The 21,269-nt window shown below is 60.3% G+C and carries 18 protein-coding genes; 12 read left to right on the forward strand and 6 right to left on the reverse strand.

The genetic code is table 11. The annotated features are described in order from the left end of the window. The 3 genes from ACF8Q6_RS11860 to ACF8Q6_RS11870 all read left to right on the forward strand — a co-directional run. The coding region (locus tag ACF8Q6_RS11860) for an RHS repeat-associated core domain-containing protein (protein ID WP_392498837.1) at window positions 1–3,331 on the forward strand (3,331 nt) is incomplete at its 5' end. 3 nt (window positions 3,332–3,334) lie between these two features. Further along, window positions 3,335–3,949, forward strand: a complete 615-nt coding sequence (locus ACF8Q6_RS11865; RefSeq protein WP_392498838.1) for a hypothetical protein — start codon at window positions 3,335–3,337, stop codon at window positions 3,947–3,949. A 93-nt stretch (window positions 3,950–4,042) separates the two neighbouring features. Further along, a complete protein-coding gene (locus ACF8Q6_RS11870) occupies window positions 4,043–4,492 on the forward strand; it encodes a DUF6386 family protein (protein ID WP_392490923.1) in 450 nt (149 codons plus the stop codon). 301 nt (window positions 4,493–4,793) lie between these two features. Here the strand turns inward: ACF8Q6_RS11870 and ACF8Q6_RS11875 are convergent, their stop codons facing one another. Further along, window positions 4,794–5,042 carry a hypothetical protein gene (locus ACF8Q6_RS11875; protein ID WP_181318791.1) on the reverse strand — a complete coding sequence of 83 codons (249 nt, stop codon included), beginning with the start codon at window positions 5,040–5,042 and terminating at the stop codon, window positions 4,794–4,796. 112 nt (window positions 5,043–5,154) lie between these two features. On the opposite strand from ACF8Q6_RS11875, the gene ACF8Q6_RS11880 reads away from it, so the two are divergent. The 4 genes from ACF8Q6_RS11880 to ACF8Q6_RS11895 all read left to right on the forward strand — a co-directional run bounded on the left by ACF8Q6_RS11880 (window position 5,155) and on the right by ACF8Q6_RS11895 (window position 8,957). After that, entirely contained in the window at window positions 5,155–5,979 is an 825-nt protein-coding gene (locus ACF8Q6_RS11880) for a helix-turn-helix domain-containing protein (RefSeq protein WP_392490924.1), read from the forward strand. Window positions 5,980–6,043: 64 nt separating this feature from the next. Continuing rightward, window positions 6,044–7,450, forward strand: a complete 1,407-nt coding sequence (locus tag ACF8Q6_RS11885) for an NAD(P)/FAD-dependent oxidoreductase (protein WP_392490925.1) — start codon at window positions 6,044–6,046, stop codon at window positions 7,448–7,450. A gap of 33 nt (window positions 7,451–7,483) precedes the next feature. Beyond that, a complete protein-coding gene (locus ACF8Q6_RS11890; RefSeq protein ID WP_012051262.1) occupies window positions 7,484–7,825 on the forward strand; it encodes a cupin domain-containing protein in 342 nt (113 codons plus the stop codon). Between the two features lie 52 nt (window positions 7,826–7,877). After that, complete coding sequence (locus tag ACF8Q6_RS11895) at window positions 7,878–8,957, forward strand: polyamine ABC transporter substrate-binding protein (protein ID WP_003248478.1); 1,080 nt, start codon at window positions 7,878–7,880, stop codon at window positions 8,955–8,957. A gap of 33 nt (window positions 8,958–8,990) precedes the next feature. Here ACF8Q6_RS11895 and ACF8Q6_RS11900 read toward each other — a convergent pair whose 3' ends face one another. Continuing rightward, complete coding sequence (locus ACF8Q6_RS11900; protein WP_003248481.1) at window positions 8,991–10,574, reverse strand: peptide chain release factor 3; 1,584 nt, start codon at window positions 10,572–10,574, stop codon at window positions 8,991–8,993. Between the two features lie 557 nt (window positions 10,575–11,131). On the opposite strand from ACF8Q6_RS11900, the gene ACF8Q6_RS11905 reads away from it, so the two are divergent. From ACF8Q6_RS11905 to ACF8Q6_RS11920, 4 genes are read left to right on the forward strand one after another with little or no spacing between them, the layout of a single operon-like run. Then, the gene (locus tag ACF8Q6_RS11905; RefSeq protein ID WP_003248483.1) at window positions 11,132–11,845 is read left to right on the forward strand and encodes an ABC transporter permease; all 714 of its coding nucleotides are present in this window, start codon (window positions 11,132–11,134) and stop codon (window positions 11,843–11,845) included. Window positions 11,846–11,858: 13 nt separating this feature from the next. Then, window positions 11,859–12,770, forward strand: coding sequence for a glycine betaine ABC transporter substrate-binding protein (locus ACF8Q6_RS11910; RefSeq protein WP_110744911.1), 912 nt, complete (start codon window positions 11,859–11,861; stop codon window positions 12,768–12,770). Further along, window positions 12,767–13,420, forward strand: coding sequence for an ABC transporter permease (locus ACF8Q6_RS11915; RefSeq protein ID WP_010952080.1), 654 nt, complete (start codon window positions 12,767–12,769; stop codon window positions 13,418–13,420). The genes ACF8Q6_RS11910 and ACF8Q6_RS11915 overlap by 4 nt, the downstream gene beginning before the upstream one ends. Further along, window positions 13,417–14,574 (forward strand): betaine/proline/choline family ABC transporter ATP-binding protein, encoded by a 1,158-nt coding sequence (locus ACF8Q6_RS11920; protein WP_064492379.1) that lies wholly within the window; start codon window positions 13,417–13,419, stop codon window positions 14,572–14,574. The genes ACF8Q6_RS11915 and ACF8Q6_RS11920 overlap by 4 nt, the downstream gene beginning before the upstream one ends. Window positions 14,575–14,663: 89 nt before the next feature. On the opposite strand, the gene ACF8Q6_RS11925 is transcribed toward ACF8Q6_RS11920, so the two are convergent. From ACF8Q6_RS11925 to ACF8Q6_RS11935, 3 genes are all read right to left on the reverse strand, one after another. After that, window positions 14,664–17,093 (reverse strand): TonB-dependent siderophore receptor, encoded by a 2,430-nt coding sequence (locus ACF8Q6_RS11925; protein WP_392489740.1) that lies wholly within the window; start codon window positions 17,091–17,093, stop codon window positions 14,664–14,666. A 108-nt stretch (window positions 17,094–17,201) separates the two neighbouring features. Beyond that, window positions 17,202–18,164 carry a FecR family protein gene (locus ACF8Q6_RS11930; protein WP_392489741.1) on the reverse strand — a complete coding sequence of 321 codons (963 nt, stop codon included), beginning with the start codon at window positions 18,162–18,164 and terminating at the stop codon, window positions 17,202–17,204. A gap of 20 nt (window positions 18,165–18,184) precedes the next feature. After that, the gene (locus tag ACF8Q6_RS11935; protein ID WP_088512986.1) at window positions 18,185–18,682 is read right to left on the reverse strand and encodes an RNA polymerase sigma factor; all 498 of its coding nucleotides are present in this window, start codon (window positions 18,680–18,682) and stop codon (window positions 18,185–18,187) included. Between the two features lie 494 nt (window positions 18,683–19,176). On the opposite strand from ACF8Q6_RS11935, the gene ACF8Q6_RS11940 reads away from it, so the two are divergent. Further along, the gene (locus tag ACF8Q6_RS11940) at window positions 19,177–20,340 is read left to right on the forward strand and encodes a type III PLP-dependent enzyme (protein WP_003248498.1); all 1,164 of its coding nucleotides are present in this window, start codon (window positions 19,177–19,179) and stop codon (window positions 20,338–20,340) included. Window positions 20,341–20,517: 177 nt separating this feature from the next. Here the strand turns inward: ACF8Q6_RS11940 and ACF8Q6_RS11945 are convergent, their stop codons facing one another. Next, complete coding sequence (locus tag ACF8Q6_RS11945; RefSeq protein ID WP_161774098.1) at window positions 20,518–21,267, reverse strand: tetratricopeptide repeat protein; 750 nt, start codon at window positions 21,265–21,267, stop codon at window positions 20,518–20,520. Between the last annotated feature and the right edge of the window lie 2 nt (window positions 21,268–21,269).

Below are 21,269 nucleotides of genomic sequence, written 5' to 3' on the forward strand. Positions count from 1 at the left end.
CGACAACCAGGGCCGCGAAGTCCCGTTCGTGACCCTGCAACCGGGGCAGCGCATCTACAACCCGCACGAGCAGGTGTACCTGGTGTGCACCGAGGGCGGCCACTACATCCTGCAGACCCTCGATAACCTGTTCTTCTACTTTGGCGAAGTGCCAGACACCAACACCGAAGTGCCGCTGCAGCGTATCGAGAACGTCCTCGGCCACTTCCTGCACTTCACCCGCACGCCCGACGGCACACTGACCGACATCAGCGCCACCGGAGGCACCCGCGTACACCTGCACTACGACAACCCGCTGGGCCGCCTGACCGACATCAAGCGCGTGGTGAACAACGAAGCGGTGGAAACGCTTACCCAGTACCGCTACGACGAACACGGCCAGCTGAGCGCGGTGATCAACCGCAACGGCGACACCGTGCGCAGCTTCAGCTACGCAGACGGCCTGATGGTGACCCACAGCAACGCGCTGGGGCTGGGCTGCCACTACCGTTGGCAAACCCTGGGCGACAAGCCACGTGTGGTCGAGCACTGGACCAGCGACGGCGAGCACTACCACTTCCGCTACGACCTCGATAGCCGCACCAGCTGGGCCACCGACGTGCTCGGCCGCGAGTTGGAAGTGCAGTACAACGCCGACCACCGCGTGGTCGCCAGCCGCGATTATGGCGGCGAGCGTTACGCCATCGAGCTGGACGAAAACGGCAATATGGTTGGCCTGACCTTGCCGGACGGTAACCGCCTGCAATTCAAGTACGACGAATTCTCCCGCTTGCTCGAAGAGACCGATCCGCTGGGCCGCAAGACCACCTACGAATATCACCACCTGACCACACTGGTGACCCAGGTCAGCTACCCGGACGGCAGCACCTGGCGAGCGCGCTACGACGACAAGGGCAACCTGCTCGCCGAATTCGATGCCCTCGGCCAGATGACCGAGTACCTGAACAGCGATGACGGCCTGCCGCACACGATCATCGATGCGACCTACAAGTCCAAGTACCTGTGGTGGAACACCCTGGCCCAGGTCGAGCGCTACCAGGACTGCTCGGGCAAGAGTACGTACTACCGCTATGACGAACGCCAGCACCTGGTGGCGGTGACCGATGCGCTGAACCAGACCACCACGCTGGAGCGCAAGCCCGACGGCGAAGTGCTGCGTATCAGCCACCCGGACGGCACCACGGAAAGCTTCACCTACAACGTCTACGGGCAGGTGCTCAGCCACACCGACGGCAAGGGCCAGACCACCCGCCTGATGCGCACGGCCCGTGGCCTGCCGAGCAGCCGCCAGGATGCCAAGGGCCAGCGGGTTCGCTACGAGTACGACAAGGCTATTCGCCTGACCGCGCTGGTCAACGAGAACAACGCCGCGTACAGCTTTGCCTACGACGCTTCGGACCGGCTGAGCGAAGAAGTGCGGGTGGATAACCTGACCCGGCGTTTCAGCTACGACGTCGGTGGCCATCTCACACGACTGGATGAGATTGGCTATGGCGAAAATGCCGAGCGGCCCGAGCGCCATACGCTCTTTGAGCGTGATGCCATTGGCCGTTTGATTGCCAAGCTCAATAGCGATGCGCGGCAAGACTTCGTCTACGACGACGGCGACCGGCTGCTGAGCATCGAGCGGCAACCGACCGGCATCGGCAAGCAGCTTGGGATCACAGAAGAAAAGCTGGAATACACCTACGATCTGCTCGGCCGGCTGACGAAAGAAATCACCCCTGACGGCACGCTTGGCTACGAGTACGACCCGCTCAGCAACCTGACCACGCTGACCCTGCCGGATGGGCGTAAGGTCAATCACCTGTATTACGGCAGTGGCCACCTGCACCAGCTGAACCTGGATGGTCAGGTGATCAGCGACATGGAGCGCGATGACCTGCACCGCGAGGTGTACCGGACCCAGGGCAAGCTCACCAGTTGCTTCGGTTATGACGCCATGGGGCGCAAGGCCTGGCAGTTTGCCTCGACCTTGCCGGCCGACAAGCTCTCGCAGGTGCATAACACTGGCATCAATACCTCGTTGCTGGTCGAGCACGCCTACAACCCGATCCACCGCCGTTACCAGTACGACCCGGCCGGTGAACTGGTGCGTACCCTCGACAAGTTACGCGGCGAGATCAAGTACGAATACGAAGCCAACGGCCAGTTGCGCAGTCGCGATACCGGTTCGCTGATCGGCAGCGAGGAATTCCGTTACGACCCGGCAGCCAACCGCCTGGACTTCAATGCGCGGCAGTTCGACAAGGTCAAGGACAACCGCATCAAACAGTGGCGGGATCAGGAGTATCGCTACGACCCGTGGGGCAACCTGATCGAGAAGCGCTCGGGGCACAGCAAGCTGCAGCACTTCGCCTATGACTGTGAGAATCGGCTGGTTAAAGCTGAAACGTATGTCGGTGACAGACTGGAGAGCACCGGGCAGTACCGGTATGACAGCCTGGGACGGCGGGTGGCCAAACAGGCTGAAATCAATGGCGAAGCCGAGCAGAAGCGCTTCCTCTGGCAGGGGCTGAGGATGCTGTGGGAGGAAACGCCTGGGCAGAACATCCTGTACCTGTACGAGCCGGGTAGCTATGCGCCATTGGCGCGGGTCGATCAAGTTGAAGGAGAAGGGCAGAAAGTCTATTACTTCCATACGGACCAGATTGGAACCCCGCTGGAGCTGACCGATAGCGAGGGTGAGATTGTCTGGCAGGCGACATATCGTTCGTGGGGAGCGTTAGAGCAACTGGTTATCGGTGAGGTCGAGCAGAACCTTCGGTTCCAGGGCCAATACTTTGATCCCGAAATAGGACTGCATTATAGTCTATTCAGATACTTTGATCCTGAGATAGGGCGATTTATTACGCAGGATCCGATAAGCCTTCAAGGCGGGTATAATCTTTATGAGTACGCACCAAATACGTTGACCTGGATTGATCCATTAGGCTTGTGCAAAAGCGCCGCAAGTGGTGACAAGGGACGATCAAAGGCGATGCACGACTTAGAGCGTAACGGCTTTAAGATAGTTGCCGAAGAAGTTACCATGAAGGTTAATGGAAGTAGGATTAGAGCGGATTTTGTTGCTAGAGATGCTCAGGGGAGTTTGCATGTGTTTGAGGTAAAACATGGCGCAGGCTCGCTTACCAAAAACCAAAAAGCCGCAGATGTATTTGACATGAGCAACCCTGCAAATACTACGCAGCACCTTGGGGGAGGTACCATTAAGCCATCTAGTGGTACTGCGGCTAAGCTGAAAGTTGATACTAAAAGTGCGCGCGGCAAATTGCTTGGTGGTAAAGGAGCCGTGCATGACGCACTATTCAATGTACTTAAATATGGGTGAATTATGAGTTCAGAGGATCGGTTGTATTTTGAGGCTGCCTTGCTTAAAGAGTTAAAGATCGTTGCGTCAAAATTTGATGGCGTGGTGGCTACAAAAAATAAATTAAAGTTTAAGCATAATAAAAAAAATGTGGGTGAACTTTTCTTGGATCATATCGCGCGCGTAGATTCTTATGTGCTTGCCGGGATGGTTTCCGGGGGGGAGCTTTTTGAGTGCGCGTCAAAATTCACACCTCCTTACAGAAGTAATTTATTTAATGATGGGTGTTTTTCGTTCATTTCGTCAGGTGAGCAAAGTAAACAGTTTAGTGGAGATTTTGGGGGGGCTATAAAAACACCGCCTCCTGCTTTGGCAGATGAAGTCTGTAGTCATATTCGGTTGGTTCTGGAGGAATTCTATGTTCCCAAAATGTTAGCCGCTATCGTGCCAACTGATAGAACTATAAGTGATGTTGTTTTGTCTCCGGATGAATACTCATATCCTGCTGTCTTGATACATTGTGCTGCTAAGTTGGGTGGTGTGGCTGGGAATGAAGTTAAAATAAAAGAAGCGATGACTTCAAAGAAAATTGTAAAGGACAAGGTCTACGATATTTCGCTGCTCGACGGACTATTGTAATGCTTATGTATCGGATGTTTTGAAATTTGCTAGTTACGTATTCAAGGGTTAGAACCGGGCGATATAATTAGCAAAATAATATGGGAATGATTCATGAGCATCAAGTTTTCTGTGGTTACAGATACGGCAACTTTAGCGATATTTGATTTGCAGGCAATACGTCATCGAATGAGTGATACATTTGATTGGTGGAGTATTCAAAGCGATGAAATTTCTGAGATAAATAAGGGTAATATCGCTTTTTTAAATTTAGGTGAGGATGGTAGGTATCAAGTAAAAATTGAAGAAAACTTATCAGATCCTAGCGGAGGAATTTACTTGAAAGTGCCTTCTGGACGCGTGTTCGTAGGCGCAGGGGAAGATACTTCCGGAGGGGGGCTGGAGCCTGATGACTCGAATGCAGTTCAAGGCGAGTTTATTAGTCTCGAAACAGGTAGCTATTATATGAGTTACAAGGTCGAGAGCGGAGTGATCTGCTTAGCGTTCTCGCCTTCCAGCAAGTTTAGTAATGAACTTACAGATTCGGTAAGACTTACTATTTAGCCTCTAAAGTAATTTGAGTTTTTTGACTTGAAGAAAGTACTATTTAACAGCAGGGAGATGGGCGAGCAACTAAAGGCATCAGCCTTGCTCGAAAAAAATGGAGAAACTTAAATCATTTTCTTTTGAATTTGTTAATAAAAAATAAGATCCGCATGACGTTTACAGGGGTGCACCGAAGCGATGGAAACGCTTACCCAGTACCGCGACGACGAACACGGCCAGCTGACCGCGGTGTTCAACCGCAAATTCAGGGAATTTTACCTGTTCAATGGACGCGCTCCGAATGCGAAGATGAGATTAATCAGTAGAGCTTGTTCCAGTTGCTGGCCAGATAACTGAGGGCTTTTCCCAGCGCATTGCCTGCCTTGCACACGCCTTTTGTAGCGAAGAGTTGCAGCAAAAGGGCCGCAAAGAGCGGCCCCCAAAATCTCAATGCATAAAGAACCAGATAAGAATGATCACCGGAATCGGCACCCCAATCATCCAAAGCAGTATCGAGCGCATGGCCTTTCTCCTTGTTCGATGGTGACAAGAAAGGTGCAGCCGCCATGCCAGTTGTATCAAAAAACTACATTCATAAGAATCAAAGGCTTACCCTCCAAGCCGCCTGAGCAAACCGTGCAATATGCAGGATCCACGCCCTTGCACCTGGGTGTTCTGCAATGCACTATCCACCCATGATCGCCACCACCCTCCCCGACGGCCCCGAGCAAACCCCGCTTACCGCCGAAATTGTGCTGCGCTACCACCTCTGCTGGAAGCACCGCGACCTCGACGGTGTCATGTCGCTCTACCACCCCGATATCCAGTACCACGACTTCTTCCAGAATCGCGTGCTTGGCCACCAGGAACTGCGCGACTATGTACGCGCCTGTCTGCCCCATGAAGCCGGCGAGGACATCGTCCACAGCGACCGCATCCGCGTCGATGGCTGCACCGCATTCATTCAGTATCAGGTCACGGTCCAGGGCGGCGCCGGCCTGGTTGCGTTCCAGTCCAGCGAGGCGATCACCGTCAGGGACGGGCTGATCTGGCGGGTCAACGAATACGCCACGCTGGTCCGCCGGAACGGCACAGGCCACGCCAACAGCGGTCCGCGCCCCGCCACCAGCCGCCTGGGCCTGTCGCCTCGGCAGTTGTCGACCATGGCCCAGGACCTGGAGCATTACTTCCAACGTCAACGCCCCTACCTCGACCCGGAGCTCGACCTGCAACAGGTCGCCGACGCCAGCGGCTACAGCCGCAACCAGATTTCCTACCTGCTCAACCAGGTGCTGGGGCAAAGCTTCTACCGCTACGTCAACCAGGCACGCTTGCAGCACCTGATGGCCAGCCTCGGCGATGACAGCGTCGAGGCGACGATCGACGAGCTGGCCTTCAGTGCCGGCTTCAACTCGCTGTCGGCGTTCTACAAGTGCTTCCGTGAGCACACCGGGCTCACGCCCAAGGCCTACCTGAAGCAAATTTCCCTGCGTGCACGCACGTAAGACAGCTGCCCGCTGACACCACTACGATCGCCCACAGACCTTGACGGATGTGGAGCCGAACCCGATGCAACCCCTGCGCACGCTCAGCTTGTGGATGGACCAGCTCGACGAGCCGCTGTGCGCGCGCCCGGCACTGCGCAATGACCTCGACGTTGACGTGTGCATCATCGGTGCCGGCTATACCGGCCTTTGGACCGCGTACTACCTCAAGCGCCAGGCCCCCCAGCTGAACATCGCGGTGATTGAAGCCCAAATCGCCGGCTTCGGCGCCTCCGGCCGTAATGGGGGCTGGCTGATGGGCAACCTGCTCGGCGAAGACCGCCTGCTCGGCACCCTCTCGCCGCAACAGCGCCGCGCCAGCATCGACCTGCTGCACGGCATCCCGGATGAAGTGCATCGCGTGCTGCAAAGCGAAGGCATCGACTGCGACTACCGCAAAGGCGGCGTCCTTTATTGCGCGGCGCGCTACCCGGAGCAGGAACGCAGCCTGCGCGCCTACCTCGACGACTTGTATCGCCAAGGCATGACCGAGGACGACTACCGCTGGCTGAGCCCCGAGCAGTTGGGGAGCCAGCTGCGGGTCAGCAATGCGTTTGGAGCCATTTACAGCCCGCACACGGCGACCATCCAGCCAGCCAAGCTGGTGCGCGGCCTTGCCCGGGCAGTGGAGGCGCTGGGCGTATCGATCTACGAAAACACCCCGGCCATCGACTGGCAGCCGAGCGAGGTGCGTACCCCGCTGGCACAGATTCGCTGCCAGTGGATGGTGCCTGCCGTGGAGGGTTACGCCGCCAGCCTGCCGCCACTGGGCAAACACCAATTGCCAGTACAGAGCCTGCTGGTGGCCACCGAGCCGCTGCCAGAGGCCACCTGGGAGCAAATTGGCCTGAGCAAGGGCCAAGCCTTCAGTGAAAGCAGCCGCCAGGTCACCTACGGCCAGCGCACCGCCGACAACCGCCTGGTCTTCGGTGCTCGCGGTGGCTACCGCTTCGGTGGGCGTCTGCGCGAGAACTTCAACCTCGACGAACACGAAGTCGAACTGCGCCGCTACCTGTTCGGCGAACTGTTCCCGCAGCTCAAACAGGTACGCATCACTCATACCTGGGGCGGCAACCTCGGCATGGCGCGACGCTTCCGCCCACACATGCTTTGCGACCGCCAGCGCGGCATCGCCCTTGCCGGCGGCTACGGCGGCGAAGGCGTCGGGGCTACCAACCTGGGTGGGCGCACCCTGGCGGCGCTGATCCTCAACCAGCGCAACGAACTGACGGCGCAACCCTGGGTGCTCGACAACAGCCCGCTATCGAGCCTGGCCAGCTGGCCTCCCGAGCCATGCCGCTGGCTGGGCTACAACGCGATCATCCAGAGCTTCGTCCATGAGGACCGGACCCTCGCCAACCCCGCCAGTGCGCCGTGGAGGCGGCGCCTGGCCATCTCGGTTGCGGACTTCATGGAAGGCTTCATGCACTGACTTCCCTTTTCACTCGTAGAGGATCCACCGGTCATGAGCATCACCCAGTTCAAGAACACCGAATTTGCCGTGCTCGACAGCTCCAACCCGGTCGCGGTACCGCTCGGCGAACCCGTGGCAGTCACGTCAGTCACCTGCGTGGAGCGCAGCGATGGCGTTGAAACCGGCATCTGGGAATGCACCCCAGGGCGCTGGCGGCGGCAGATCGTGCAACAGGAGTTCTGCCATTTCATCAAGGGCCGCTGCACGTTCACCCCCGACGGTGGCGAGCCCCTGGTCATAGAAGCCGGAGACGCATTGATGCTACCGGCCAACAGCACCGGCACCTGGGACATCCAGGAGACCGTGCGCAAAACCTACGTGCTTATTTTCTGATCCGCTGATCGCCTGCCTTCGATAACAACAGACAAAGCAAGGTAAACCCGACATGCGCACCTTCCTCCTCGCCCCCCTGATGCTGGCCGCCAGCGTGGCCAGCGCCGCTGAAACGGTGAAGATCTACAACTGGTCCAGCTACGTGGCCCCCGACACGTTGAAAAACTTCCAGCAAGCCAGCGGCATCGTGCCGACCTATGACGTGTACGACAGCAATGAAACCCTCGATGGCAAGTTGATGACCGGCAATTCCGGCTACGACGTGGTGTTCCCCTCCAACCATTTCATGGCCCGGCAGATCCAGGGCAAGGCCTTGAAGCGCCTGGACAAATCCCAGCTGCCTAACTGGCACAACCTCAACCCGGTGCTGCTCAAGGCGCTGGAGGTGAACGACCCGGGCAACCAGTACGGCTTCCCGTACCTGTGGGGCAGTACCGGTATTGGCTACAACATCGACAAGGTCAAGGCGGTGCTCGGCGACAACGCGCCCGTGGACTCCTGGGACCTGATCTTCAAGCCCGAGTACATGAGCAAGCTGAAAAGCTGTGGCGTCGCGGTGCTGGACAATGGCCCCGAACTGCTGCCGATCGCCCTGCACTACCTGGGCTTGCCCCATCACAGCCAAGACCCCAAGGACTACGAGAAAGCCAAGGACCTACTGATGAAAGTGCGGCCTTACATCAGCTATTTCCACTCGTCCAAGTACACGGGCGACCTGGCCAACGGCGATATCTGCGTGGTGGTGGGGTTCTCAGGGGACGTGCTGCAGGCGAAGAACCGCGCCGATGAGGCGAACAATGGCGTGAAGGTGGGCTATTCGATACCCAAGGAGGGCGCGCCGATGTGGTTCGACATGGTCGCAATGCCCGTCGATGCGCCGGATGAAAAGGCCGGATATGCCTACATGAACTACCTGCTACAGCCGGAGGTGATGGCCAACATCAGCAACCACGTCCAGTACGCCAACGGCAACCTCAAGGCTGACGGGCTGGTGGACCCGGCGATGAAGGGTAATACGATGATTTACCCGAGCGACGAGGTGATGGGCAAGCTGTATGCGCTGGAGGCGATGCCGGCGAAGATCGACCGTATTCGTACGCGAATCTGGACCAGTATCAAAGCCGGAAATTGAAATGGGGCCGCCTAGCGGCCCCGATTTCAGGCCTTAATGGTGCTCGCGGGTAGCGCGGAACTTGATGTCCGGCCAGCGCTCTTCCATCAGCGCCAGGTTGACCCGGGTCGGCGCCAGGTAGGTCAGGTGACCGCCGCCGTCGATGGCCAGGTTTTCCATGGCCTTGGTCTGGAATTCCTCGAGCTTCTTCTTGTCATCGCAGCTGATCCAGCGCGCCGACCAGACGGTGATAGGCTCGTAGGCGCACTCGACCTTGTACTCTTCCTTCAGGCGGCTGGCGACCACGTCGAACTGCAGCACACCGACCGCACCCAAGATGATGTCGTTGCTGCGCTCAGGGAAGAACACCTGAGTAGCACCTTCTTCGGCCAGCTGCTGCAGGCCTTGACGCAGTTGCTTGGATTTCAGCGGGTCTTTCAGGCGGACGCGGCGGAACAGCTCCGGCGCGAAGTGCGGAATACCGGTGAAGCCCAGCGCCTCGCCTTCGGTGAAGGTGTCGCCGATCTGGATGGTGCCGTGGTTGTGCAGGCCGATGATGTCACCGGCAAAGGCTTCTTCCAGCTGCTCACGCTCGGAGGAGAAGAACGTCAGCGCATCGCCGATACGCAGGTCTTTGTTCAAGCGCACGTGGCGCATTTTCATGCCCTTCTCGTACTTGCCCGAGCAGATGCGCATGAAGGCGATACGGTCGCGGTGTTTCGGGTCCATGTTCGCCTGGATCTTGAACACGAAGCCGGTGAACTTCTCTTCCACAGGCTCCACGGTGCGCTCGTGGGCCACACGGCCAAGCGGACGCGGCGCCCAGTCGACCACGGCGTCGAGCACGTGGTCGACACCGAAGTTGCCCAGCGCAGTACCGAAGAACACCGGGGTCAGCTGACCGTTGATGAACTCTTCCTGGTTGAACTCGTGGCAAGCGCCCTGCACCAGCTCCAGTTGCTCGACGAACGAATCGTACTGGTCGCCCAGGTGCGCGCGGGCTTCGTCCGAGTCCAGCTTCTGGATGATCTTGGCTTCGGTGCGCTCGTGGCCATGGCCCGGGGTGTACACCACGATGTAGTCACCGGTCAGGTGGTACACGCCCTTGAAGTCGCGGTAGCAACCGATCGGCCAGGTGATTGGCGCGGCCTTGATCTTCAAAACGGCTTCGATCTCGTCGAGCAGTTCGATCGGGTCGCGGATGTCTCGGTCGAGTTTGTTGATGAAGCTGACGATGGGCGTGTCGCGCAGGCGGCACACGTCCATCAGGGCGATGGTACGCGGCTCTACACCTTTACCGCCGTCGAGCACCATCAGCGCCGAGTCCACCGCGGTCAGGGTGCGGTAGGTGTCTTCCGAGAAGTCTTCGTGGCCGGGGGTGTCGAGCAGGTTGATCATGTGCTCGCGGTACGGGAACTGCATCACCGAGGTGGTGATGGAGATGCCGCGCTGCTTCTCCATTTCCATCCAGTCGGAGGTGGCGTGGCGGTCGGACTTGCGCGACTTCACGGTACCGGCGACGGCAATGGCCTTGCCCATCAGCAGCAGCTTCTCGGTGATGGTGGTTTTACCGGCGTCGGGGTGGGAAATGATTGCGAAAGTGCGGCGCTTCGCGACTTCGGCGGCCTGGTTGGTCATGGGAAATCGCCTGACTGGGGGATTTGAAAGGGGCAGTATCATACCTGAAGTTGGGCCTGGACCAAAATCTGCCGAATGAATGGCGCCTGTGCCGGCCTCTTCGCGGGTAAACCCGCGCCTACAGGTACGACACAGGGTTCGGATGCGGTGCAGTCACTGTAGGAGCGGGTTTACCCGCGAAGAGGCCGGCACAGACAAAAGAAATCCGACAGGCAATCGATTTATCACGACAAATGCCCAAAGCGCAGTTATTTCAACGCCTGCAGCGCATTAAGCCGCTGTTTTTTCTCGCCAAAAATCCTGCCACCCAGCGATTAACGCTGGCCAAATGCCGCCTCAGATGGGAACCTTTATGCCCACGGAGACGTCCACTCCCCTGCAACCCGCTTCGGTTGGGGACTGGTTTCATCAGCATTTTCGGGCCCGACGGGGTTCGGCTCATGGCCTGATCGCAGCCTTCGGCTTGCATCTCGCTGCTACTCGCGAACACACCACCCGCCGCCAGGATTGGCCGGCTTCCAAGAAGTGTGCTCGCCGACAACACAAGGAGTCCGCCTGTGGCTAAACGCTACGGAAAGGGGCTGTTGGGATGGGCCGCCGTGCTCGTCATCCTGGCCCTGCTGGTCCACTGGATCGGCATCGACACGATCGCGCGTTATCGCGACGATCTTGGGTTCTACCTGCAAGCGCACCTGGTATTGGTGCTGGCTTCGATGGCGGCGGCGCTGGCCGTGGGCATCCCCGCCGGCATTGCGTTAAGTCGACCGCACCGGGTCGACAAAGCCGAGCGCTTCATGCAGTTCTTCAACGTTGGCAACACCATCCCCCCTCTGGCCGTTCTGGCCATCGCCCTGAGTATCCTGGGCATCGGCGCCGGGCCTGCGATCTTCGCACTGTTCCTCGCGTCCCTCCTGCCCATCGTGCGCAACACCTACGAAGGCCTGAAAAACGTCCCCGCCTCGCTCAAGGAAGCCGCTACCGGCATCGGCATGACCCCGCGCCAGCAACTCTGGCAGGTGGAGCTGCCCAACGCCGTGCCGATCATCGTCGGCGGCGTACGCGTGGCCCTGGCGCTGAACGTGGGCACCGCACCGCTGGCATTCCTGATCGGCGCCAACAGCCTGGGCAGCCTGATCTTTCCCGGCATCGCCCTGAACAACCAGCCGCAGCTGCTGCTGGGTGCCGCCTGCACCGCGCTGCTGGCACTGGTGCTGGACGCGGCGGTGAGTTTCTCCAGCAGGCGCTGGCTGGAACGTGGCCTGGCCCAATAAGGATAGGAAACGTATGAAGAAGAGAATCGCCTTGCTGCTGGGCGCGGCCCTGCTGTTCGCAGGAGTTGCCCAGGCAGCGGAAAAACCCCTGGTGCGCATCGGCGCGCGGGTGTTCACCGAACAGACCGTGCTCGCCGAAATCACCGCGCAGTACCTGCGCGCCAACGGCTTTGACGTACGCGTCACCACCGGCCTGGGCAGCAGCATCGCTCGCCAGGCCCAGGAAACCGGCCAGCTCGACCTGATGTGGGAATACACCGGGGTGTCGCTGGTGTCCTACAACCACATCGATGAGCGTATGCCCAGCGCCGAGGCCACCTACGCCAAGGTCAAGGAGCTGGATGCCAAAAAAGACCTGATCTGGCTGACCCCGTCGAAATTCAGCAACACCTATGCCCTCGGCTTGCCGAAGCAGGTCGCCGAGGCCTACCCGCAGATCAACTCGATCAGCGACCTCAACCAGGTGCTGCGCGACGAGCGCAAGCGTAATCACCTGGTGGCCCTGGACACCGAGTTCGCCAACCGCCCCGACGGCCTGGTCGGGCTCAAGGAAATGTACGACCTGCAGGTCGGCCGCGCCAACATCCGCCAGATGGACGCGGGCCTGGTCTACACGGCCATGCACAACAACCAGGTGTTCGCAGGCCTGGTCTACACCACCGACGGTCGCCTGAGCGCGTTCAACCTCAAGCTGCTCGAAGACGACAAGCACTACTTCCCCGACTACACCGCCGCCCCGGTGGTGCGCAAGGCCGTGCTCGACGCCAACCCGCAACTGGTCGCCCTGCTCAAGCCACTGGCCGAGCAGCTCGATGACGAGACCATGCGCCAGCTCAATGCCAAGGTCGACGTGGACCACCAGAACCCGTCCGCAGTGGCCGCCGCATTTCTGCGAGAGCATCCCCTCAAGGAGGTACAGCCATGAGCCTGCTCGACACGTTCGCCCACCTCGACTGGGCCCAGGTGCTGCAACTGACCTGGCAGCACATCATGCTGGTCGGCATCGCCGTCGGCCTGGCGATCCTCGTTGGCGTGCCGCTGGGCATCCTGATGACCCGCTTCCCGGCAGTGGCCGGCCCGCTGCAGGCCAGCGCCACAGTGCTGCTGACCATCCCATCGATTGCGTTGTTCGGCCTGCTGCTGCCGTTCTACTCCAAGTTCGGCCAGGGGCTGGGCCCCTTGCCTGCGATCACTGCCGTGTTTCTTTATTCGCTGCTGCCCATCCTGCGCAACACCTACCTGGCCCTGACCAATGTCGAGCCCGGAATCCGTGAAGCCGCGCGTGGCATCGGCATGACCTTCGGCCAGCGCCTGCGCATGGTCGAGCTGCCCATCGCCGTACCGGTGATCCTCGCCGGCGTGCGCACCGCCGTGGTGATGAACATCGGCGTCATGACCATTGCCGCCACCATCGGCGCCGGCGGCCTCGGCGTGCTGATTCTGACTTCCATCAGCCGCAGCGACATGTCGATGCTGCTGGTCGGTGCCGTACTGGTCAGCCTGCTGGCGATCATCGCCGACCTGCTGCTGCAAACCCTGCAACGTGCCCTGACTCCAGAAGGACTGCGCTCATGATCGAACTGAAGAACCTCAGCAAAACCTTCAACGTCAACGGCAAGGACGTCAAAGCCGTCGACTCGGTAAGCCTCACCGTCAATGAAGGGGAAATCTGCGTGTTCCTCGGCCCGTCGGGCTGCGGCAAGAGCACCACGCTGAAAATGATCAACCGCCTGATCACGCCCACCTCGGGCCAGGTGTTCATCAATGGCGAAGACACCACCGGGCTGGACGAAGTTACCCTGCGCCGGCACATCGGCTATGTGATTCAGCAGATTGGTCTGTTCCCCAACATGACCATCGAGGAGAACATTACCGTGGTCCCGCGCCTGCTTGGCTGGGACAAGCAGAAATGCCACGAGCGGGCTCGCGAGCTGATGCACATGATCAAGCTCGAACCCAAGCAGTACCTGCAACGCTACCCGCGCGAGCTGTCTGGCGGCCAGCAACAGCGTATCGGCGTGATTCGTGCCCTGGCGGCAGATGCACCCGTGCTGTTGATGGACGAGCCATTCGGCGCGGTCGACCCGATCAACCGCGAGATGATCCAGAACGAGTTCTTCGAAATGCAACGGGCGCTGAACAAGACGGTGATCATGGTCAGCCACGACATCGACGAAGCGATCAAACTGGGCGACAAGATTGCCATCTTCCGCGCCGGCAAGCTGTTGCAGCTGGACCATCCGGACACCTTGCTGGCCCATCCGGCGGATGATTTCGTCAGCAACTTTGTGGGCCAGGACAGCACCCTCAAACGCCTGCTGCTGGTGCGAGCCGAGGATGCAGCGGACAACGCGCCGTCGGTGAGCCCGGAAACACCGGTGAGCGACGCACTGGAGCTGCTCGATGAGCACGACCGCCGCTACGTGGTGGTGACCGATGCGCAGAACAAGGCGCTGGGCTATGTGCGCCGGCGCGACATGCACCGCCAGCAAGGGACGTGTGGCGATTTCCTGCGGCCGTTCAATGCCACCGCGTCGCACGATGAGCATTTGCGCATCCTGTTGTCGCGCATGTACGAGTTCAACCGCGCTTGGTTGCCAGTGCTGGATGCCGAGCAGGTGTTCCTGGGCGAGGTGACGCAGGAGTCGATTGCCGCGTACCTGAGCTCGGGGAGATCGCGGGGGGCGAAGAGCAGTATCGTTTCGCCGGCCGAGGCGGTGGTTTCGTAATCGTCGGGGGCGCTTTGCGCCCCTTCGCGGGTAAACCCGCTCCTACAAGAGCGAGCGAAGGGCCGCAAAGCGGCCCCGACAATCTCGGATCAAAACCCAACACTGGCCTGCACGTAGAAGGTCCGCGGCTCACCCACGTAAAGGCCGGCATTGTTGTCACTGGAGCGGGTGAAGTACTGCTTGTCGAACAGGTTCTTCACCCCCGCCGCCAGCTTCAGGTTGGACATGTCCGGCCCGAACTCATAACCGCCACGGGCATGCCAGGTCACGTAGCCTGGAATATCGCCATACTGCCCGTCAGCACTCGGCTCGGTGATGTAGTCGCCATTGAAACTGCCATCGGCATTGATCCCGGTTCCCGGCGCACGCTGCTTCGATTGGGCATAGGCGTCCAGGTTCCAGGTCCAGCGGTTAACTGCGTAACGCACCCCGGCAGTGGCCACCTGGCGTGAATAGAACGGCAGGTCTCGGCCCTTGAACCCTGGGATATCCCCTTCATAGGTCGCGCGGGTATAGGTGTAGCCACCGCTCACCGACAGCCCGTCCAGGCGCGGGTCCAGCCCGGCCAGGTCATAACGCACCGAAGCCTCGATGCCCTGGTGCTTGGTCGCACCAAGGTTGGTCCAGCCCACGTCGTTGCTGATGTACTGCAGCTCATCATCGAAGTCGATGTTGAACGCCGTCAGCTCACCGGCAAAGCCGCCATTGTCATAACGGGTACCGATTTCGTAGGTCTTGGCTTTTTCCGGCTCCAGGCCATTGGCCGTACTGTTGCCAGAACCGCCCTGGCCCAGCTGGAAGTACTGCAGGCTACCGAACGACGTCTCGTAGTTGGCGAACACCTTCCAGGCATCGGAAACGTGGTACATCACGCTCAGTGCCGGCAAAGGCTCGTCGCTGGTGATGCTGCGCTTCTTCTCGGCTACCGGGCGGTTGTTGGCGTCCAGCACCGGGCGGTCGCGCCAGTCGGTATTGATGTGCTCGAAGCGCACGCCAGGGGTGATGGTCCAGTTGCCCACGTCGATCTTGTCGTCGATGTAGTAGGCGCTGGCCTCGGTGCCGCCACTGCGGTCCTGGAACACGTGGCCGTCGGAAGTCGGGGTCACCGTCGGCACGTTGTCGATCAGCGCCAGGCGAGTCGATTGTTCGCGCATCGCTTCCTTCAGGTAACGGTAACCGACACTGACTTCCTGGGTGGTTGGGCCGGCAAAGAAGATGCGCGACACACGGGGTTCGATGGCAAAGGTGTGGTAGTTGCGCGGGTACGACGACAACGTCTTCATGTCCCGCGAGGCGATGGTGCTGCCGCGGAAGCTGTCGGTGTAGTAGGTCAGCACTTCGAACTGGGTGGCATCGTCGAGCTGCCGCTGCCATTTGAACGACACATCCTTGCGCCGGCCCGCGAAGTAGTCGTAATCGCGCAGCGACTGGTACGGGTTGCTGTCGTATTGGGCCTGGGTCAGGCCACCCGGCATGTCGGCACGGCCATCGTAATAATGGAAGTTCAGCCAGAACTCATCGACATCGGTTGGCGCCCAATGCGTCTTGAGGATTACGTCGTCGATGTCGTTGCCGTTGTTGCTTTCACGGTAACCGTTGCCATTCACCCCGGTGTACAACAGCGCCACACCCATGCCATTGTCGGCCGTGCCACCGACGAAGGCTGACTCGGTATGTTTCCAGCCACCGTGCTGGGAGGTCTCCAGGGTGGTGGACAGCTCTGCCGAGGCCTTTTCCGGAATCGCCCGGGTTACAAAGTTGATCACGCCGCCCACGTTCTGCGGGCCATAGCGCACCGAGCCGGCACCGCGCACGACGTCGATACTGTCGAGGTTGCCAGAAGAAATCGGTGCCATCGACAGCTGTGGCTGGCCATACGGCGCGAAGGCGGCCGGGATGCCATCGATCAGTACCGTGGAGCGCGGCGACAGGCGCGAAGTAAGGCCGCGTACGCCCACGTTCAGCGACAGGTCGCTGCCACCGGTCCCGTTGGAGTCCTGCACTTGCACGCCGGGGATGCCGCGCAGCACGTCGCGCACGTTCATTGCGCCCTTCTCCACCATTGCCTCGCGGCGTACCACGGTGCGTGCCCCAGGGTGGTTCTGTACCACGCTCTGCTGGGCATCACCCAGCCAGTCACCGACCACCTTGATGTCGGTGGGTGCCAGCTCCAGGCTGCCGCTGCCCAGGTCAAGGGTAGTCGGCAGAGGCTTCACCACAACGGTGTCCCCGGACATCTCGTAGGTGAGCCCGCTGCCTTGCAACAGCTGTTGCAGCGCCTGCACCGGCGCCAGGTTACCCGATACCGCCGGGGCCTGTTTGCCGGCGACCAGCTCGGGGCTGAAAAACAGCTGCAGGCTGGTTTGCTGGCCGAGCTGGTTCAGCGCCGAACCCAACGGCTGGGCCTGGATGTGGAGGGCATTAGCGGCCTCTGCGGCCTGGCTGCCAAGGGCCACAGTGCTGACCGCCAGGGCCAGCGCCAGGGCGCGAAAGCGTGGGAGAGGTTTGTTGTTGTTCACGTCGTCGAAACATCCTGGAATGCGGAATAAACGCCAACCGCGTGCAAATGGAAATGCTTGGCAGTTGCAGCTGGCGAGGAAGACGAACGAGTGAAAAAAAACCTGAATCTATTTGGCGATTATTTCGCTGGAGCCGTCTTCATAGGCTTTGATGGCCACCGGGAGGATGCTCGGCAAGGCCCGCAGCAGAGCGTCTGTATCGTTGGTACTGAAGGTACCGGACAGGCGCAGCCGGGCGACTTTCCCAGGGGCGACCCGCAGTGGCTGGCGACGGTAGCGCGAGGTTTCGGCCACTACTTCGGCGAGGGTTGCGTTGTCGAACACCAGCTTGCCCTGTCGCCATGCGGTCATGGCGCCGGTGTTGACCGCATAGGGTGCGGCGACCAGGCCCTGTACATCTATATGCGACCCCTGCCCGGCCGTCAGTTGCGCCAGCGAGTCGCCCTTGCCCTGCACCCGCACCGACCCCTGCTCCACCGCCACACGGGTGCTGGCTGGGTCCAGGCGGACGTCAAAGCGGGTACCTGTGACGATCACACTGCCCTGGGCAGTGTCGACCACAAACGGCCGGTTACTGTCATGGGCGACGCTGAACATCACTTCACCGGCGTTCAGGCGCACGTGCCGCCGGCCGGCGCTGAACTCGACCTGCACCTGCGTGTTGCCATTGAGCTCCAGATGCGAGCCATCCGGCAGTTCGACCTGACGGGGCTCATTGAAGGCCGTCTGCAGGCTGCCTTGATGGTTCAGTTGCAGGTGGTGCCAGCCGCCCCAGCCCAGGCCAAGCGCCACTACCGCGACACTGGCGGCCAACGCCTGGCGCATGAAACGCCGTCGTGGCAGCTGCTGTACCGGGTCTGGCTGGCACAGCGCCTCCAGGTGCTGACGTGGAATGAAGTCGGCGGCCTGCCACACGCGGCAGAGATGCTCATATTCTTCCCGGTGGTGCTCGTCGCTCGCCAACCAGGCATGCAACTGCTTGTGCAGCCCGGCATCCCGAGGCGCATCCTGCACGCGGGCGAACCATGCGGCCGCCTGCTCGCGGACGGCATCGGTACCGTGCTGTTTCATCGAAAAGGCCTCCTGACTCTTCATGCCGACACATCCAGGTGCTCACGCAGGTGCCGAAGCGTGCGGATCATATACTTTTCGACCATGTTCTTGCTCAACCCCATGCGCTCGGCAATCTCGGCCTGGGTCAGGCCTTCGAGCTTCTGCCAGATGAACACCTGCCGGCAGTTGAGTGGCAGCTTGGCAAGCGCACGCTCGACGCTGTCGGCCAGCTCCAGGGCATGCACGTAGGCTTCCGGGTCGCCACTGCCGGTTGCGCCTTCGTCGAAGGCTTCCCGCTCCAGTGCCTGGCGCCGGTCTTCGCGACGGAAGCCATCCACAGCGATGTTGCGCGCAGCCTGATGCAGGTAGGCGCGTGGCTGCTCAACCTGCTCGCGCGGGGTTTCCAGTACCCGGACAAAGGCATCGTGGGTGAGGTCCTCGGCCTGCTGACGACTGCGCAGCTTGCGCGTCCAGGTGCCGATCAGCTCATGGTAATGGTCGAGGAAGCCTTTGTGTCCGGACACGGTCGGGGTCATCAGGGAGGCAGATAAGGGTGCGAATAGTAATGTTTCGCATCAAAAGCAGCAAATCCGCCAGTCGGTAACAAAAAATTTATGGGCGGTTTCCTGTACGGAGGTACCAGGAAAATGTGGCCATAAATATGAACACCTCCGCCCTTTTCGCGGGCAAGCCCGCCCCCACATGGAACGCGTATCCCCTGTAGGAGCGGGCTTGCCCGCGAAGGGCCCAACACGCTCCATTCCACAATTTTTTACGCTTGAAAGATCGCAGGGAACATCAGCCGGTCACACGAGTCGGTTATTCAAATGGCTGGTCGTCGATCCACGTCGATCACGCCCGGATTGCCTGTTGATTCTGCATTCTTCACGCCCTAAAGTGCGCGCCGAACGTCCATGCTGGAAACGATCCATCCGGCTCAAGTACTGAGTAGGCGAACCAAAGTGGGGATACGGAGGACGTTCAGTTTGCAGCCACTTAATCTTTCAGTTTGCCCATGGAGTCCCTGAGCATGTCGATCCAGGTCGAAGACTATTTCGCGCGTGAAACCTTCCAGAAAATGAAGGCGTTCGCTGACAAGCAGGAAACCCCGTTCGTACTCATCGACACCCAGATGATCAGCCAGGCTTACGACGACCTGCGCGCCGGTTTCGAATTTGCCAAGGTCTACTACGCGGTCAAGGCCAACCCGGCCGTGGAAATCATCGACCTGCTCAAAGAGAAAGGTTCGAGCTTCGACATCGCCTCGATCTACGAGCTGGACAAAGTGATGGGCCGCGGTGTCAGCGCCGACCGTATCAGCTACGGGAACACCATCAAGAAGTCCAAGGACATCCGCTACTTCTACGAGAAGGGCGTGCGCCTGTACGCCACCGACTCGGAAGCCGACCTGCGCAACATCGCCAAGGCCGCACCGGGCTCGAAAGTGTACGTGCGTATTCTGACTGAAGGCTCCACCACTGCCGACTGGCCACTGTCCCGCAAGTTCGGCTGCCAGACCGACATGGCCATGGACCTGCTGATCCTCGCCCGCGACCTGGGCCTGGTGCCATACGGCATCTCCTTCCACGTGGGCTCGCAGCAACGCGACATCAGCGTATGGGACGCCGCCATCGCCAAGGTCAAGGTAATCTTCGAACGCCTGAAAGAAGAAGACGGCATCGAACTGAAGCTGATCAACATGGGTGGTGGCTTCCCGGCCAACTACATCACCCGTACCAACAGCCTGGAAACCTACGCCGAAGAAATCATCCGTTTCCTCAAGGAAGACTTCGGTGACGAACTGCCGGAAATCATCCTCGAGCCCGGCCGTTCGCTGATCGCCAACGCCGGCATCCTGGTCAGCGAAGTGGTGCTGGTCGCACGCAAGTCGCGTACCGCCGTCGAGCGCTGGATCTACACCGACGTGGGCAAGTTCTCCGGCCTGATCGAAACCATGGACGAAGCCATCAAGTTCCCGATCTGGACCGAGAAGAAAGGCGAAGCCGAGGAAGTGGTCATCGCCGGCCCGACCTGCGACAGCGCCGACATCATGTACGAGAACTACAAGTACGGGCTGCCGCTGAACCTGGCCATCGGTGACCGCCTGTACTGGCTGTCGACCGGCGCCTACACCACCAGCTACAGCGCAGTGGAATTCAACGGCTTCCCGCCGCTGAAGGCCTACTATCTGTAATGCACAACGGGGCCGAAAGGCCCCGTTTTCATGTGCGTGCTGTCGGTGCTGGCCTCTTGGTGGATAAACCGTACAACGGCCTGCGCCCAACCACCGATACGTGTGTAGGCGCGGGTTTACCCGCGAATACGGCGGCGGCGGCAACGGTGAACGGCCAGTGGAAATTGGCCAGCACAGTCAACCACCACGCCGTTCGATCTCCTCGGCATAGCGCCCGGCAAAGGCCATGAGCACCGGCCCCGCCTCTTGCAAGGTCACCAGCGCCGCACGCAGGAAGTTCATGTTGCCCTCGATCCGCGCCCGCTCCAGCCAAGGCGCGGCCTCCGCCACCTGGCCACGTTCGACCAGCACCAGCGCCAGGCTGAACATCCCACGAAAATCCCCCGCCTCGGCCGAACGCCGATACCAGCGCACCGCCCGCGCCGGGCTGGGCGCCGTGGCAATGCCCTGCTCCAGGTAACGCCCATACAGGTTCATCGATTTGGCATGCCCCAGCTGCGCAGCCTTCTCGTAGCACATCAGTGCCTGCGCCTGATTGGCCGGCACCCCACGCCCGGTCGCCAGAAGGTTGCCCAGGTTATACAGGCCCCAGTCCAAACCCGAATCGGCCGCACGGGCGTAGTGAACGGCCGCCTGCACCAAACTCACCTCGCCGCCCCAGCCATGCTCCAGGCAACGCCCGAGCATGTTGTGCGCCATGGCACTGCCACCCTGTGCAGCGATACCGAACCAACGCCGGGCAACCGTGGCATCCTGCTGGATGCCACGCCCATCCAGCAGGATCTGCCCCAGCAGCAACTGCGCCTCGACCGCGCCCTGCCCCGCTGCCGCCAGAATCGCCTGGGCGGCCTTGCCAGGGGTTTCCTCGAGCATGGCCTGCAAGCCGGCCACATCCACTACTTCCTCACGTCGCAGCAGGTAGGACACGG

Source organism: Pseudomonas sp. GLN_2 (genome assembly GCF_043106005.1).
Taxonomy (GTDB): domain Bacteria; phylum Pseudomonadota; class Gammaproteobacteria; order Pseudomonadales; family Pseudomonadaceae; genus Aquipseudomonas; species Aquipseudomonas alloputida.

Bases quoted from the DNA above. Each gene is read 5' to 3' on its own strand.
- ACF8Q6_RS11865 (WP_392498838.1), top strand. From the start codon at position 3,335: ATGAGTTCAGAGGATCGGTTGTATTTTGAGGCTGCCTTGCTTAAAGAG.
- ACF8Q6_RS11900 (WP_003248481.1), bottom strand. From the start codon at position 10,574: ATGACCAACCAGGCCGCCGAAGTCGCGAAGCGCCGCACTTTCGCAATC.
- ACF8Q6_RS11910 (WP_110744911.1), top strand. From the start codon at position 11,859: ATGAAGAAGAGAATCGCCTTGCTGCTGGGCGCGGCCCTGCTGTTCGCA.
- ACF8Q6_RS11880 (WP_392490924.1), top strand. From the start codon at position 5,155: ATGCACTATCCACCCATGATCGCCACCACCCTCCCCGACGGCCCCGAG.
- ACF8Q6_RS11895 (WP_003248478.1), top strand. From the start codon at position 7,878: ATGCGCACCTTCCTCCTCGCCCCCCTGATGCTGGCCGCCAGCGTGGCC.
- ACF8Q6_RS11915 (WP_010952080.1), top strand. From the start codon at position 12,767: ATGAGCCTGCTCGACACGTTCGCCCACCTCGACTGGGCCCAGGTGCTG.
- ACF8Q6_RS11875 (WP_181318791.1), bottom strand. From the start codon at position 5,042: ATGGCGGCTGCACCTTTCTTGTCACCATCGAACAAGGAGAAAGGCCAT.
- ACF8Q6_RS11885 (WP_392490925.1), top strand. From the start codon at position 6,044: ATGCAACCCCTGCGCACGCTCAGCTTGTGGATGGACCAGCTCGACGAG.
- ACF8Q6_RS11890 (WP_012051262.1), top strand. From the start codon at position 7,484: ATGAGCATCACCCAGTTCAAGAACACCGAATTTGCCGTGCTCGACAGC.
- ACF8Q6_RS11930 (WP_392489741.1), bottom strand. From the start codon at position 18,164: ATGAAACAGCACGGTACCGATGCCGTCCGCGAGCAGGCGGCCGCATGG.
- ACF8Q6_RS11920 (WP_064492379.1), top strand. From the start codon at position 13,417: ATGATCGAACTGAAGAACCTCAGCAAAACCTTCAACGTCAACGGCAAG.
- ACF8Q6_RS11870 (WP_392490923.1), top strand. From the start codon at position 4,043: ATGAGCATCAAGTTTTCTGTGGTTACAGATACGGCAACTTTAGCGATA.
- ACF8Q6_RS11935 (WP_088512986.1), bottom strand. From the start codon at position 18,682: ATGACCCCGACCGTGTCCGGACACAAAGGCTTCCTCGACCATTACCAT.
- ACF8Q6_RS11940 (WP_003248498.1), top strand. From the start codon at position 19,177: ATGTCGATCCAGGTCGAAGACTATTTCGCGCGTGAAACCTTCCAGAAA.